This is a genomic window from Bacteroidota bacterium (genome assembly GCA_018692315.1).
Classification (GTDB): Bacteria; Bacteroidota; Bacteroidia; order Bacteroidales; family JABHKC01; genus JABHKC01.
The window spans coordinates 1-17374 of the sequence record JABHKC010000186.1 but is presented as its reverse complement, the minus strand read 5'-3'; the positions used below and the strand labels follow the sequence as shown (position 1 = coordinate 17374).

The window sequence follows — 17374 nt, the reverse complement described above, 5'->3', positions numbered from 1 at the left end:
GTGAAAACTTAATGATGATAAATTTGCACAAAGAATCATTTATAGTTAATTTGCCATTTATTTATTGATATTTGAAATCTATTGACATGAAAAATGGAGGTCTATTTTTAATAATTACTATTTCTATTTTAGCATTAAAAGCTTCAGGGCAAGACTTCACAGATAAATTCATTCTTGGGACTAGCACTAATTTGTCATTTAGTTTAACAAATTCTGAATGGAGAGAATTTGTTGATGACAATATTGAGAATACGCAGTTAAATTTTACATTCGAAGGGGGTATTTTTGCCAGAAAATATATTTATGTCGGACTAAAAGCCCCATTTTCTTACTATTCCGACCGTGTTGAAAATGGAGATAAATTTAGTGAATTTGCATATAAGATTTGTCCTGTTTTTCGTTTGTATTTTACTGAAAATTATTTTCGCCCCTTTTTGAATATTTCTGTAGGTCCGGGCGGAATGATTGACAAAATTAATTCGGATGAAGAATATAAATTTACAATACTGTATTATGAAGCTGGTGGGGGATTAGCATTTATTCTTAATGAAAGATTTATTGCTGAGTATAGTATAAACTACATATTTTCTGCATATAGACCAAATTATAGCGGTGCAAATTATATTACTAAGGGAGTTGAATCTGAAATAGGTATTAAATTTATAATTTTTTAGAATCATTTAAAAATGAAAAATTGCGACTAAATGAACAGATTTATGTTTGTAAAAGAATATTTATAAAGTTAAAAGGATTGTAAAAATAAATAGGAGAACTGAAAGATGAAAAAACAAATAGTATTATTTATTCTTATTTTATTGGCATTAATTTTTTCAATAACCGTTAATGCTTTCGATAGTACTTCATTTAGAATGAAAAGTATTGGTATAGAACTAAAATGGATTGTAGATGATGAATACACAGATATTCTTCATAATCCTGCATCAATTACAACTTTAGGTTCAAATTGGTTATTAACAAATTTGAGTAATCAATCCGGAAATTCTCATCAATTTTTGAATTATGGAGAAAATTTGTATCAAAATTACAGTGGTTCATATCTTTTTGGTGGTTTTTATCAGCTTTCGAATTGGAATATTGGAATTATTGGTGATTATTGGAAAAACAAAAGCTGGTATTCCAAAGGTTATCAAATGAGTACAGATTTTTCAGATAATTATAGTTTTTCGTGGCAAAATACTGTTAACAATGACGAAGGTACATGGATAACTGATTATAACAACAATAGCGAAACATTATATGACGATTGGAGAGTATCAGAAGAAAAGCATGGAACAAATTATTTATCTGATGATTTCGGTATTGATCTATTGCTGATATTCGGAAAACAGAATTTTGGTTTTAGCTACCGTCTTGTTCGTTCTACTTCCAATAGTCCAATAGATAACCTACAGAACGCATATCATTCATATAATCTTATGGAAGTTGGTTTAAATTCGCCAATGGAGTCTGTATTTGCTACTCAACAAGAAATTTGTGAATATAATAATCAAATTACACAGCATTTTATAACATATGGAATATCGAAAAAAATAAATGAAAAGTCAAATCTTGATATTGTTGGAAGTTTATCTTTTTCAATAACTGATGATAATTCGGAATCACGAAAAGAAAAACAAATAGATTTTGATCCTGATAATGATTATCAAAGTTTTGAAACAGGCTGGAATATTGAGAACTACAATCTGTATAACTATCAAAGTTTGGAAACTTTTCTGGGAGACAATTTAGGAATGGGTTTCAGATTTGATGGAAAATATTCGAAACAAATAAATGAAAAGGTTCAGATTAAAGTTATTGGGAAACTACATTATCAGTTATTAGTAAAGGACGATTATCGAAGTCAAACAAAAACAAATGAAACTATGACTGCTTTTGTATATAGTAGTTCATTTAGTAATAGCTCAGACATAAAAATATCAGGATCACAAAAAAGAAATTCTTTTAGTAGTCTTTTAGGTATCGGAGGGGTTGTTAATCCTCAATCGAATTTATTAATAGGTTTTGGACTAAAATGGTATTATAATTTTAGTGAAACAATTTATGATTTAACAGACTATTATAGTGGAATATCTCAAAATGATGAAGATTTTGTTTATTACAACAGAATTGCTCTACCAATAGGTTTTGAATATTTATTAAAAGAAAAATATGCTTTTAGATTAGGTGTGAATACAAATTTTTCATCCATAAAAAAAACAAAATCATATTTAGGTTATGAAGAGTCTAATTCGTATTCACAGGATTCGGATGTTAGTTCAACTACTTTCGGTATTTACAATACAACACATTATTCATATGGTATTGGATACAAAATGACAGATAATATAAATATTGACATTACCGGAATTACAAATCTTACTGATATTAGCAATCTATTTCTATCTTTCATTTACACATTTAATTAGGAGGAAATCAGATGAAAACAAACAATTTTTTTTTATTTGGTTTATTTTCCATATTTATCTTAATATCAAGTTGTAGTGAAGAACCATTAAATCCAACTTCTGTTGAAGATATACAGTTTAATCCAATCATTCAAATTACATCTCCTAAAACAGGTTCTGATTTTGCATATGGAGATACGATTAAGTTTTCTGGAAAAATTTTAGATATTATTGATAGAAATGACTATTTAAATGTTCAATGGCATAGCGATAAGGATGGTGTGATAGACTCTGCTCAAGCAGCTTATTCAGGAATGCTTTCATTCGAGACCAATCAACTGTCTCAAAATGAGCATATAATATCTTTGATTATAACTAATTCAAATGGAAATATTACGAAAGACTCTATAATTATTTATTACAATAAGCCTCAGTCAATTACACTTTATGATATTGGAAGAGATTATAATTCATTTAACCTAAGTTGGTCAAAAAGTACAGCCTCAGATTTTACATCATACAAATTATATCGTTCTTTATATAGTGGTATGGGAACGGACGGAGACCTGATTGCAACAATTGAAGCGATTGACGATACAACTTATCAAGACATTGAAAATCTTTTTGGTTACACAAATTACTATCAAGTTTTCGTATTTAATAATTCCGGTCAATCAAATAGTAGTAATGAATTGGATAATGTAAGCGGATTTGTTACAAATCTTGATTTAAACATACAAATTGGAACTTTTCTTTCAGACGATAACAATAAATATCTTTTTGTATCAGACAAAGAAAATGACGAAATTGTCGTTATCAATATTGAATCTGGAATCGTTGAAAATAATATTTCAGTTGGGAACGAACCGCATGGCATAGCAATAAATAGTAATAAAAACGAATTGTATGTAGCAAACTCTTATGAGTATAATATATCAGTAATTGATATTTTAACAATGACCATGGTCAGAGAAATAAATACAACAACATATCCATATAATTTATCATACAGTAATATTACAAATAAACTCTATGCAACTACAAAAAGTAGTCATTATCCACGAATTATAGATGTGGAAAATTATGAGGAAATTGGATTAATCACAGCTGCCAGCGGCATTATGGCTTATTCTTTGTGTGAAGCATCAAAAACAGATTCTTTTCTATATATTGGAGAAGTTGGTTCAACACCTGCAAGTTTATATAAGTTTAATATTTCAACAGATTCTCCTGTACTGGCTGTTGAAAATGATTATGGCTCAATCGGTTCTTATATTTTAGATATGAAATTATCTTTTGATGCTAGTTCAATATTTATTGCTTGTGAAGATCCATATTACGTACAAGTATTAAATACCAATGATTTTAATTCAGTTGGTACGTTATATACAGCTTATCCTACGGCAATAGCAATAAGTCCGGATGGTTCAACTGCTTTTGTAGCAAATAGTTCGAAATGGGTTTATGTATTTGATATAGATACATATCAAGAGATTAGCCGTTTCTATTTCTCCAATGACATTGATATTCAGTCGATTAAATTAAGTGTAAATGGTGTATGGCTTTTTGTAATAGTTGGGGATTATGGAAACTATGGTTCTCAGCGGAGAGATCTTGTTATTCTTAAATTATTGGAGGAAAATAAATGAGAACAATTAAAGATTTTTCAGCTATTGGATTTTTAGTATTTCTAATGATAATTATTTCTTGTGAAAATGATGAAACATCTGAAATATCAGCTGCAAATATAACAGTAATAGTTAATGATATATCTTCAAATCCTGTTTCTGATGCAGAAGTAAAGGTTTTTAATGATAAGGAATATGTTAGTACAACTGATGATAGCGGAAAGTGTTCATTTTCTAATTTGGTAACAGTGAATACTATTGTCAGTGTAAAAAAAGAAAAATTTAGACCTTTATATGATTCTTTCATTCTATATGAAGGAAACAATACAAAAATATTATCTATTGAACCATTCGAACATTTTATTGAGGATTTTGAAAGTGGAGAATTTACTGATGTGTGGACATTATCCGGTAATGCAAATTGGTTCATTACAAACACTGAATCACATTCGGGATTTTATTCTGCTAAATCAGGTATAACTGGGAATAGCCAGCAATGCTCTATATCAACAACAGTAGAAGTATTTGAAAATGGTATGAATTTAAAATTTTGGTATAAGCTCAATATTCCAAACTGGGGTCAGTTTATTGAGTTTTATATTGATGATACTAAAATTTTTTCTCAATCAGATGAATACGATTGGCAGGAATTTATTATCTCATTGCCAATTGGAACACATGAACTAAAATGGACTTATAATCAATATTCTTCAGGCAATAATAGTGAAGGAATTCTTATAGATGATATAAGTATTTCTAAGTGAGCAAATAAGTTTCAATTAGACTTTTGTTGAGAAATACCTCTTCGTATAACTGCAAACAAATGTATTACTTTAATATCTATTGCAAAACCAACCGCCTAACAAAAACATTCTCTTCTGTTTTTACTGTAACAAAATATACACCTTTTAGATTTTCGCATAAATTAATACTGTTTTTATAATTATTGACTAATGAAGAAACTTGTTCAAAATAAACAATTTCGCCAAGTACATTATGAATTTTGACGTCTATGTTTGAAGAATTGGTATTTTTGATTTCAACAAAAAAATTACCATTATTTGGATTTGGATAAATTTTGAAATGTTTGGAGAAATTTTCATTTTCAATTCCAACTACTATGATTTCATATAGATTTGAAACGGATGAGCATCCATTCTCATTTATTATTTCAACAAAATATTCGCCTGAAGCAAGAGCTAAGATTTTATGTCCGATCTCAGGCAATAAGTTTCCATTTAAATACCAATTGCAGATATATCCTTCCAAAGTTATCAAGGAATCTCCACTATGAGTTATTGTAGGAATTGGTGGATTTTGAAGGAATTCAATAGTTACATAATCCTGATCGAAACATTCTTCATTGTTCTCTCTCCAAATAAAAGTATATTGACCATAATTATAAACAGTTAATGAAGCATTAGGATCATTATTAGAACTTCCTCCAAAATATCCTAAACTCGTCCAATTTCCATAGCTTGCTGGGGGACCTCCAAGACTATAAATAGCATTTAAATCGACTGTTAAACCACAAACTGAAGTATCATTTCCGGCGAAAGCTGTCGGAATTGGTTTGAAAGTAACACTTACATCATCGGAATGGCTACAAGGTCCATTTGTTATTGTCCAAGTGAAAACAACATAAGTATTTATTGGATTATTATTTGCATTTGTTAAGAAATCAGAAATGCTTACAGTTGGGTTCGGAATATTATTGCTTGCTGCCCAATTTACTGCAACAGATGCATTCCATGCACCTACTCCAAAATAATTTTGCATTGTGTCTGCCATTAGTTGAACAGTTTCGCCACATATTTGTTGGTCGAGTCCTGCATTTGCTGTTGGAGTATCTAATACATCTATTATTATGCATGATTCGCTTGGACAAATGCCTCCGAACGAATAGCAAATTTCGTTAGTTCCTATATTGGCTTGCGAAGGAAAAAAATATCCGCCACCAGCAAGACAAGAATTGCAGGCATTTGAACCAATTACCTCCCATACTCCACCATAATATGCAGGAATTAACAGAACAGGAGGATCAGTTTTGCAAACTTCAGATGGGAATGATAAGATGCTTGCATCTGTAGGCAGTGTAATGTATGTGTTTGTTACTGAAGGATTACAAGGAGTGTAAGCTGTAATTTCATTCCCAAGAGTATCGTAAAGATGATCTGCAATTGTCAAACTAAAAGTTGTTGATACTGATGGTTCTGGATTTATGTGTGGCGATGGATTTGTATTAAAATCCTGACTTCCCCATGCAGGGTCCCAATTGACCGGCGAACACGACCATGTTGCAGTAACAGAATCGTGAAGTGCGTAACTACTTGTTGATTTTAAGGGAACAACATAAATCGAAGCTGTTGCCGGATCGCAAGAATTATCGTTAATCGTAGAATTTATTGGCCCTGAATCGTAGTCGATTGTTGTTAGTCCACAATCCGATTGACCTTTGAAAGTAATTGAAACTTCGCTAAAAAATCCAACATCAGCACCAATACAGTCATAAATTTGTACTGCCCAACTATCGTCAGCTGCATTGAACGAACCATCTAACCAAAGTGGCGACCATGGTCCGGCAGATGCAAATGTTCCGCTAAGTGGTGTTGACATATTACAAATGCAGGCTGTTTGATTGGGATTGCCAGCAATTAATGTTGGTAAACCATTATTGATTGGTCCTGTAGAAAAACAAAATTCGTCAACATTGTTTCCACTATTGCAGTTAGTATTTACTTCGTTTGAGTTGCACAAAAGAACTTGTGAAGCATCAAGAGTTGTACTGTTGTTCCACGCTGCAATAGAAGGAAGAAGTTCAACGGTAGTTACTCCATCGGGCGCTACGAGATAAAATCCCAAATCGGAAACATAAGTATGGTTTGCAGAGAAACAAACTTTTATTTCTGTAAGAGAATCCACAATAAAAGGATTCGGAGGTGGTTCATAAATTGTAAAATCATCAACTGCATCTATATGAGCTCCATTAATAGAAAATGTGTCGCAACCCGCTGCAATTGCATCAAATTCGACTATAGATTCATTTACAAAAACATGTGCTCTTGCGCAGGTTGTATTTCCTCCACAATTCACAATAACCTGATATAGACCACTGGGCAAATTGCTTATATTGTCAGTAAATCCACTCGCCCAATCCTGAATTGTAACAAATTGGTTATAAGTTGGTGATGTTGGGTCTATATCATAACATCCCCATGTGTAAGTACAATTATAATAACCACCTGTAACATAAAGTTCGCCAATTGAGTCTTCACTGGCTTCTGCACAAAAAATGAATATTGGATCAGGATCAATATTTTGATTACTATATGTTGTAGCAATTTGTTCGGTGCCAGAAGGTGCCCAAATCACAGGATTTTGCGAAAAGCCCTGAATATTTATTAAAATCAATACAATAATTAGGCATATTGCTATTTTGACTGTTTTTTTATAAGATTTCTTTTCCATAATTTGATAATTTAGTTCATATTTATTCAAAACATTAAACTTTAAGTTTATTTTCTTTCAAAAAGTACTTTAAACATCTGACAAATGCTATGATGATTTCGTTGTCTTAAGCCTTGAGATAATTATTTCATAAATATTTTGAATTTGATTAGACTAATCGCAATATTATTTTGTCATATGTCAAGAAATGTTTATATTTGATTTTTTTGTTTCAGAAAATGAGAATGAATTACAAAGTTTGGGTTTATATAAATTTGAACTAAATTTTTCAAATTCTGAACTAAACTTATTCAATATTATTAATTGTAAAATATATGATAATATGAGAAATAGACTATCCAAAATTGTAATAGGTTCGATTATCTTAACTGTTTTTCATTTCTCAAACTATGTTTTTGGGACATCTTTTCATGAAAAAACTGCTAAATTTGAACAGGAAACTTTTTTAAGCCAAAAAGATACTTCGGCAAAAGTGAAAATTCGGGAAGCTTATGAATCTAATTTTCAAGGTTTTGAAAACTATCTAAATATCAATGAAGAAGATTATATTAAAGGGAAATTCTATGTAAAGTTCAAGCAAATCTCGCTTTTTAACTTTGTAGAAAACTCAGATTTGTTTTCAGTCAACCCTGAGCTTAGAACATTTGCGGATAGACATAAAGTTAATAATGCAAATGTAAAAAGAATGTTTAAAGCATTAACAGAATTGAATAATCCAAAAATAAATGGGCATTCTAATAAGTTGAAAAATATATTTACCATTCAGTGTAATAGCAATAGTAGCCCGGAAGAAATAATAAAAGACTTGAGTGCTTTGCCTTATGTAGTTTATGCAGAAAGAGTTCCAGAAGTCGAGTCTTTTTATACTCCAAATGATCCTCAGTATATTCAACAATGGCATTTAAATCAAGTCAACTCATCCTTTGCATGGAACATTTACAATGCAAATTCTAACAATGCTGAAGTCGTAATTGCAATTGTAGATGATGCTGTAAAAATTGACCATCAGGACCTGACAGAGAATATCTGGACAAACCCGGGCGAAATTCCAAACAATAATATAGATGACGATTCTAATGGATTTATAGACGATATTAATGGTTATGACCTTGCCAATTTCGATAACAATCCAAATCCTCCAATAAATGCTACAAATAGCTTTTTCATGCACGGAACACATGTAGCCGGAATTGCCGGTGCTACATCAAACAATAATACAGGAATAGCCTCCATTGCAGGAGCTGGGCAAAATAATGTGAAGATTATGGCTGTTAAAACTAAAACTGACCAAAGCACAGGTTCAAGCCTACAGGCAGCTTATGAAGGTGTTGCTTATGCAATTGCTGCTGGTGCAGATGTCATAAATATGTCATGGGGTGGATATGGTTATTCGCAAACTAATCAAAGTCTAATGACTGTAGCGCATTATTTAGGAATAAAACTTATAGCAGCAGCCGGAAATGATGGACTAACAACTCCTGCGTATCCTGCAAGTTATAATTATGTTATAAGTGTTGGAGCAACTAATTCTTCCGATATTAAAGCAACTTTTTCGAATTATGGACCTACTATAGATATCATGGCTCCTGGTGTTTTAATTTTAAGTACTGTACCTGTCAACAATAATTCATATGCAATTCTAAACGGAACTTCTATGGCATCTCCTCTCGTAGCCAGTGCTGTTGCATTAATTTCTTCTTATGCACCTGAACTTCAACCTTATCAAATTGAACTACTATTAGAAAACAACAGTTTTGATATCTATCCATTAAACAGTTTGTCCTATGCTGGAAATCTGGGCAGTGGCAGAATAGATTTGTTACAGATATTTTTAATGCTGCAAAGCAATGCTATAACTTCAAATGTTGATTTTTCATCAAATTTTCAAACCATAGTTATTGGTCATCCTGCTACCTTTGCAGCCAAAGCGGAAAGCGGAACTTTATCCGATTATCAATGGAGCTTTCCGAATTCATTAAGCAGTACATCAACTTTTTCAAATCCTGCAGTAATTTACCTTCAAACAGGTTATTATGATGTTTCACTGACTGTTACAAATCAAACACAAACACAAACAAATTCAGCAACAGTTTCGAAATCTTCATATATTCATGTTATAACTGAAGCCGAATATCAAAATCTTTCCGGAAAAGAAAATAATCATTGGTATTTCAAAAAAGATGGAGTTTTATCATTTGACAATAATAGTGGAACGTTTACTACTACACAAGGTTCTGTAGATCTACACAATGGATATTATGGCGAAGGTACTTCATCAATTTCAAATTTTGATGGTAATTTACTTTTATACACTAATGGAAGTAAAGTCTGGAACCGACATCATACTATAAATCCTTCGCTCTTTTTTATGGGAGGTGAAAGTGCGGCTCAAGGAAGTCTGATGTTGCCACAACCTTCTAAATTTGTAAATGGTTATAATCAAAATCATGGAAAATATTTTGTTTTCAATGTTGATGATTGTTATGCAAACAATGGTTTGGGAACAAGTTACACTATTATTGACATGAATCTAAATGGTGGTCTGGGTGCTGTTGATCCGAATTTTGAAAATATTGAATTAAACAGTATTGCTGCAGAAAAAATGATAGCAGTATTGCATGGAAATGGTAAGGACTTTTGGATAATATCTCACTCTATGATAGGGAATACATTTTTAGTTTATTTACTTGATGAAAATGGCGTAGATACAAATTCGCAAGCAATAAACATAGGAGGATATCAGAGTAATAATTTTGGACTATTTTCATTGGGTGCTCTGGCAATTTCCCCTGATGGAAGTAAGCTGGCACAAACAGTTTATGAAGCAGGAGTTGAGTTATTTGATTTTGACGACACCAGTGGTTCAATAACAAACTATACCTTAGTTCCCAATACAATATTTGTTAAAACTAAAAGAGGCCTTGAGTTTTCTCCAAATGGGGAATTCCTATATTATTGTTACAATGGTTTTATTAAGCAAATAGACCTTATGAATTCTTTAAGTATGTCAATAGCAAATGTTTATGTTTCGACTTTTATAATGGACACTCCTTTAGAAATGGGACCAAACGAAAAAATATATACAGTTGACAAAGCTGATAATTTAATTGAAATAAGCAGTCCGAATAGTTTTGGCTCTGCATGTAATATTCAAATATATCCTTTACCATCAACTAATGTTCATAGCTTAAATAATAAAGTTCCGTATTCAAGTTTTAGAATCAGCGGATATGTTGCTAATAGCCAGGATGTTGGTGTTATCGATGTTGAAATAATGCATGATAGTCTAACTCTTGCAATGACCGATTCCTTAGGTTATTACGAATTTGATAAGATGAAAGGCTGGAGCGGAATAATTGAGCCCTTCAAACAAGACTACCTCTTTATTCCAAATCAAAGGATATACAGTAATTTAGACGAAAACAAAATAAATCAGGATTATCTGGCAATCCATACACCAAGCGCTTCATTATTTTTAATTACAGGAATTGTTACAATTGGAAGCTCTACTGGAGCTGGATTAGGAGGTGTGTCTATCACTGCAAGTGGATATAATACTGCTACAACTTATGCTGATGGAACTTATTACATAGCAATTCCGAGTGGTTGGACAGGAACATTAAGTGCCTCTTATCAAACAAGCGGGCAAAACTATACTTTTGATGGTCCTATCAGCATTACAACACCCTTGTCGGGAAACATATCTAATCAGGACTTTATTGCTTATACAGGATCTTGTAACATTACAGGAACTGTTTTAGATACGAATGGAATCCCAATAACCAACGCAACTGTTAATGGATTTTTTGTTGATAATAACGGATATTACTCAATAAGTGTCGCATGTGGCAGCAACATCAGTATTTCCCCTCAAGCTATTGGCTACACATTCTCACCTGATACTATAGCTTTCAGTCTTATTCTAAGCAATCAAACTCAGGATTTTATCGGACTACCAATGCCGGATGTAATTATTTCAGGGACTGTATTAGACAATTTTGGAAATCCCATTCCAAATGCATCATTACTTGGGCAAACTCTCGATACAAATGGGAATTACTCAATATCTTGCATTTATGGAGACAATTTGAACATAGTTCCACAAGCTGTAGGATACATTTTCAATCCCTTTGCAATGATATTAACTAATGTAACAAGTAATCAGACATATGATTTTACAGGCACAATTCAGTCTTATTCAATTTCAGGAATAGTTATGGATAATAACGGATTTCCTATACCAAATGCAATAGTCAATTATTCAGTCAATGGTATTGCATATAGTAACTCAGTATTTGCAAACGGAAATTATTTGATAACAGTTGGTTATGGCGATAATATAATTATTTTACCTCAGGCTATTGGATATGCATTTGTTCCATCTGCTGCAGTTTTTAATAATGTAACCAGCAATCAAACACAATCCTTTACAGCTCTTGCTCAATTTCCCATTTTAGTGCAAGGTACTGCAAAAGACTCTAACAATGTTCCAATTACAAATGCTGTTATTAACAATCAACCAGTAGATACTGCCGGTGGCTATTCAGAATTTGTCAATTTTGGTGATAATATTATTTTGTTACCTTACGCTCTGGGATTTAGTTTTTCTCCGCCTTTCGTTACTTTCACTAATGTTACAAGTTCAATCACACAAGACTTTACAGGAAATCCTGTACCTATAATGGACATTTCAGGTGAAGTTATTGATACAATTGGAAATCCTCTCGCCAATGCTATGGTAAGCGGAAACCCTGTGGATTCAAATGGAAATTATCTTATACAGGTAAATTATGGGAGTACTGCAACCTTTGATCCATTTATGCTTGGTTACGAGTTTACACCTTCATTTGTAACTTTAACTAATATAATAAATAACCAGATTCAAAACTTCATAGGTGCTCCAATTCCTATCATAGAAGTTTCAGGCTCTGTTACTGATATTTCAGGATTACCCTTAACAAATGTTGAGATAAATGGACAAACTGTTGATTCGAACGGAAATTATTTAATACAAGTCAATTATGGAAATAATTTAGATGTAATCCCATTTTTGTCGGGATATTATTTCACACCGGCTTCGGCTTCCTATACAAATTTAACAAGCAATCAGGTACAGGATTTTGTTGGCATTGTTCAGACTTATTTAATTACAGGAACTCTAATTGATGACTACGGAAATCTTATTACTAATGCAACTGTAAACGGACAAACAGTTACAAACACCGGTAATTTTTCAATAAGTGTTTTTGTTGGAAACAATATTACTGTAATTCCTCATTGTATTGGTTATAGTTTTTATCCTGATTCTGTAACATTTTTGAATGTAACAAGTAATCATGATCAATTTTTTGTTGGAACTCCACAACTATCAAATATAGTAACTGCCGCAGTTTTAGACACCAGTGGCAATCCTATTCCAAATTCATCGGTAAATGGTCAGTTTGTTGACATAAATGGAAATTATTCAGTTTCAGTAGAATACGGAGATAACATTACATTGACACCACTTGCAATTGGATTTTCCTTTGTGCCACCGGTAAGTTCTTTAATAAATGTTACAAGCAATCAGACAATTACATTTTTAGGTACATCGCAAGCGTCATGCGTAATATCCGGTTCAGTTTTGGATTTGGCAGGAGACCCTGTACCAAATGCATCCATTAATGGTCAGTCTGTTGATTCGAACGGATATTATACAATAAGTGTTGATTTTGCAGATACAATTACATTAATACCTCAGGCAGTAGCATATTATTTCAATCCTGAATATTCTGTTCATAATTATGTAAATAGCGATATTATACAAAATTTTGAAGGAATAGAAATGCCGGGAATTTATGTTAGTATTATGGGAGATAACAATGCTAACGGCATGATTGACACATTAGAAACTTTATTTACGGACAGCTCTTTTGCTGTAATTTCAAGTATTGGTTTTGCCCAGACCATTCATGATGGAATTTCTTTTATCGACCTTCCTTATATGCAATCCGGAGATGTTTCTATTCATTTAAATATGCCGGATAGTGTTGCTTCAATAAACTACAGTCAGGGTGAGGGGAGTTTGCTCAGTTGGCAGCAGTCATATTTATTATCAGAAGACAGTTTAGGAGAACTTATTCCTGAAACAAATCCAATAAGCTATAGCACTGGAGAAACAATTAATCTTATCTGTGGTGTGCACCTCGCGCAAGAAATTGTTTTAAAACAAGGATGGAATATCTTCTCAATAAATATTATGCCTGAAAATTCAAATATTTTAGAGCTTGTCAACGAAATACAAAACTGGGTAACAATTGTAAAAGACTCTGATGGCGAAATTTGCTGGCCTTTATATAATATTAATAACATAGGAAATGTATCCTTAGCAGAAGGTTATCAAATAAAACTTACATCTCAGAAAACATTATCGGTACAAAGCTTTCCACACCTACAAACCATTATAGATTTGGATGCAGGGTGGAGCTTTATTGGTTTTCCTGCGAAAGAAGACAAAGAAATGGAATTAATACTCAATCCTGTTGTTTCTAATATTATTCTAGTGAAAAATGAATTAGGTATGGTCTATTGGCCACAGTTTTCACTAAATTATATTGGTTTGATGAAACCCGGCGAAGGCTACCAAATTAAAATGAGCAATCAGGGTTCAATTACTGTTGATTTTGAAGAGTGATTTTTTAGAGTTTAGCATAAATCTTAGTGTAGCGGAAAGCCCAAAAAAAACGTTCTATATCCCCGTCATTTATGGCGGGGATAATTGAAAAAAGAAGAAAACAGTTATGACGGGATTTATGATTTTTCTTTCTCGTAATCTCAACTATAATCTGCAAGTGTTTTTGTTGTGAAAATTCCAAATATAGATTAAGTACCAATAACAATCGCAATGAGACCCTGCGGGTTTTCAAAACCCGCAGGGTCGGTTGATTAAATTTTTTTATTAATATTGTAGTTTGAATAGAAAAATGAAAATATTTTGGCAGAATATTAGATAGCGGAACACTGTAAACTAAAACAAATATGATAAAACCCGAACAATTGCATGAGTTAAAACAAAAATTCGGAAGCATTTTTGAAATTGACGAAAAAACCGGAAATCTTTCCTATAAAGACCCAAAAGGAAAAATCCCAGATTTTAAACTTATTTTTGTGCAAGGTGGCGATTTCGAAATGGGGGATTTAGATTAAATTCTGATGTAGCCAGTGGATTTTCAACAGATAAAAATTGTTCAAAAAAAATTGAATGCCAAAAAACTAAATGATTTTTATAAATTTGTCAAAATATAAATACGTAGTTAATAAATAAATTAGCACTAATCTATCAAACGATAATTTAATTCGACGAAACATTCACTCATGAAGCAAGTAAAAACAACAAAAAGATTATTAACTTTTTACGAATTGGAAATATAACATCAGATATATGAAATATATGAGGAATTATCTTTGTACAGCAATATTAGGTTCAATTTGAATCAAGTACAGATTAAAATAAATTGACAAATGCGATTTAAGGGTAAATGAACGAAGTAATAAAAAATATTAGTCTTATTGAATTAGCAGATATTGAAGGAACAACTGTAAGAGCTTTAAATACTTTAAAATATAATGGACTAAAAACATTGAAAAAAATTCTTCTTCATTACAAAGAAAATGGTGATTTTAAAAAACTTAGAAATTGTGGGAATAAAACAAATAATGAATTATTAGACATTTGTTTGAAATACAAAAATCACTTAATAATTGATAAACAAGAAGAAACAAAGAACGAGTTAAAAGAAATCATAGACAACTTAAATTTACGTCAAAGAACAATAATTAATTCATTTGTTAAATCATGTGTAAACAATTTATCAGTTAGCTCATACAATGTCTTGGAAAAGTTATTAAATCAAACATTTACAGTTAATAATGTATATCACTACATTATTGCGATTAAAAACTTTAAGTTTGAAAGAATACGCAACATTGGAGGAAAATCTGTCCAAGAATTAAATCAATTCAAAGCAGATATTCTTGAATATATCAATTTAGTATGCTTATTTGAAAATGAAAATGATTTACAAATAGAATATTACTATTCTCAATTGAATATATATTTTCCGAATATTGAACTTCATAAACTAAGTAATATCTTTTACAATGACAAGGAAATAAGAATATTTAGCTTAATCATACAACTATTAAATAATGAGCAAATTTTTGCAAAACGGGAGCTTATCATTTTTAAATATACTTTTAATTTTTTCATTGATTTTAAGCACAATAACTTAAGTACAATTGCATCTTTTATTGGATTAACTACAGAAAGAATAAGGCAGATTAGGAATACAATATATAGGAAATTAAATACAACTTTAAAGTTTATATTGATTTTTGAGATTGATTTTAATTCTATTTACAATATAAATACAGATACAGATTTAATTTCTGTCAAAAACGAAATTGTTGATAGTATCAATAAAAATGAAAATAATAAATTTAATAAACTATTTATAACCAAAATCATTTCAATTTTTTTCAGTCAAACACATGAAATAATTGGATATGAACAGGATTTATTATTTGGTTCTAAAAGACGGTTTGTTCATGAATGGAAAACTACGTATCTGATATCAAAAAAACTAACCTCAATTTTTGATTTTGAAAAATTCACAAATGATATTTTCAATAGACATAATGACCGTATTATTAATTCCTATTCTTTTAATTTCCAAGGCTATTTACTGAAATTTTACAAACCAAAAGATTACTCCCATCTTGAAGAAATTACAATAGTTTGTGATCAATTATTATTTGATGAATTTGAATTAATTCTTGATCTAGAAGAAAATATTATATTTCAAAAGAATATTCATAAATCAGTTCATGAATATGCATATGAAATTTTGAAAGAAATTCAAGAACCTGTATCTGTTAAAGTAATATTCCAAAAAATTGCAGAAAAATACCCTAATTATGAATGCAGTCAAGATAGCGTAAGGGCTTCAATGCAAAAGGATAAAGGGTTTATTTGCTTTGGACGTACAAGTACTTACGGTTTGAAAATCTGGGAAGAAAAATATTCAGATATTAAAGGAGGCACGATAAAAAATATGGTCATGGAATTATTACAGAATTCAACTGAACCAATTCATATTTTAGATATTGAAAAACATGTGAAAAAATATCGAGATACAGAATTTAATAGTATTTATAGAAATATTCAAATTGATAAGACAGATACTTTTCTTATTCTAAATCAGTCATATATTGGATTAATTAAAAATGCTGAAACAGTGGATTATCTGCAATTTTATAATATCCCTAAATTTTTTGGGAAAAGTTTAAAATCATTTCTCAGAAAAAACTCTGATATACCAACAAATGACATTGTAAAATATTTTTCAGAAAAGTATGAAATAGAGGAAAGAATAGTATACAAACTTATTGAATTTCAGATTGAAATGAAATATTTAAAATTAGAAAATAATTCATTAACTATATAATTATGAGCCATAATATAAAAAAAGTAAAAAAGCAGCTTGATGAAGATTTAATGCAACTTTGTTATGAAAACGAAATTGACTATAAATCTTTGGAAAAGCTAATTGATGCCGAAAAAGTAAAAAAACTTAGAAAAGGCAATCATTATATTCAACAAACAATTGATAAAGAAATTGAAAACACTGTAAAAGATGAAAATAAATAAGATTGCACTACATAATTTTAGACAGTATTACGATACAAATATTGCCTGAAGTTTCCTCAATTTTCCTCCCAAATTATAGATAGCTGGCTATCAGGGATTTTGGGTTTAGTTTTATAAATTAGCCCATATTTATTATCAAACAGATAATTAAAGATACCATCTGCCATGGCATAGCTATAGAAAGA

At 30.9% G+C, this 17374-nt stretch carries 9 protein-coding genes; 8 read left to right on the top strand and 1 reads right to left on the bottom strand.

Features of this window, described 5'->3' with window-relative positions; translation table 11 throughout:
- Window positions 1-86: 86 nt before the first annotated feature.
- The 4 genes from HN894_13790 to HN894_13775 all read left to right on the top strand — a co-directional run bounded on the left by HN894_13790 (window position 87) and on the right by HN894_13775 (window position 4797).
- Window positions 87-674 carry a hypothetical protein gene (locus tag HN894_13790; protein ID MBT7144396.1) on the top strand — a complete coding sequence of 196 codons (588 nt, stop codon included), beginning with the start codon at window positions 87-89 and terminating at the stop codon, window positions 672-674.
- A gap of 105 nt (window positions 675-779) precedes the next feature.
- On the top strand, window positions 780-2426 hold the full coding sequence (locus tag HN894_13785; protein MBT7144395.1) for a hypothetical protein: 1647 nt from the start codon (window positions 780-782) through the stop codon (window positions 2424-2426).
- A gap of 11 nt (window positions 2427-2437) precedes the next feature.
- The gene (locus HN894_13780; GenBank protein MBT7144394.1) at window positions 2438-4054 is read left to right on the top strand and encodes a YncE family protein; all 1617 of its coding nucleotides are present in this window, start codon (window positions 2438-2440) and stop codon (window positions 4052-4054) included.
- A complete protein-coding gene (locus HN894_13775) occupies window positions 4051-4797 on the top strand; it encodes a carboxypeptidase regulatory-like domain-containing protein (protein MBT7144393.1) in 747 nt (248 codons plus the stop codon). The genes HN894_13780 and HN894_13775 overlap by 4 nt, the downstream gene beginning before the upstream one ends.
- 76 nt (window positions 4798-4873) lie before the next feature.
- On the opposite strand, the gene HN894_13770 is transcribed toward HN894_13775, so the two are convergent.
- Complete coding sequence (locus HN894_13770; GenBank protein ID MBT7144392.1) at window positions 4874-7501, bottom strand: T9SS type A sorting domain-containing protein; 2628 nt, start codon at window positions 7499-7501, stop codon at window positions 4874-4876.
- 322 nt (window positions 7502-7823) lie between these two features.
- Here HN894_13770 and HN894_13765 point away from each other — a divergent pair, with 322 nt between their 5' ends.
- The 4 genes from HN894_13765 (at window position 7824) to HN894_13750 (ending at window position 17189) form a co-directional block, all read left to right on the top strand.
- Window positions 7824-14174: a S8 family serine peptidase gene (locus HN894_13765; protein ID MBT7144391.1), complete on the top strand. Its 6351-nt coding sequence runs from the start codon at window positions 7824-7826 to the stop codon at window positions 14172-14174.
- Window positions 14175-14518: 344 nt separating this feature from the next.
- A complete protein-coding gene (locus HN894_13760; GenBank protein ID MBT7144390.1) occupies window positions 14519-14686 on the top strand; it encodes a hypothetical protein in 168 nt (55 codons plus the stop codon).
- A 530-nt stretch (window positions 14687-15216) separates the two neighbouring features.
- Entirely contained in the window at window positions 15217-16986 is a 1770-nt protein-coding gene (locus HN894_13755) for a hypothetical protein (GenBank protein ID MBT7144389.1), read from the top strand.
- A gap of 2 nt (window positions 16987-16988) precedes the next feature.
- Entirely contained in the window at window positions 16989-17189 is a 201-nt protein-coding gene (locus tag HN894_13750) for a hypothetical protein (protein ID MBT7144388.1), read from the top strand.
- The last annotated feature ends 185 nt before the right edge of the window (window positions 17190-17374 follow it).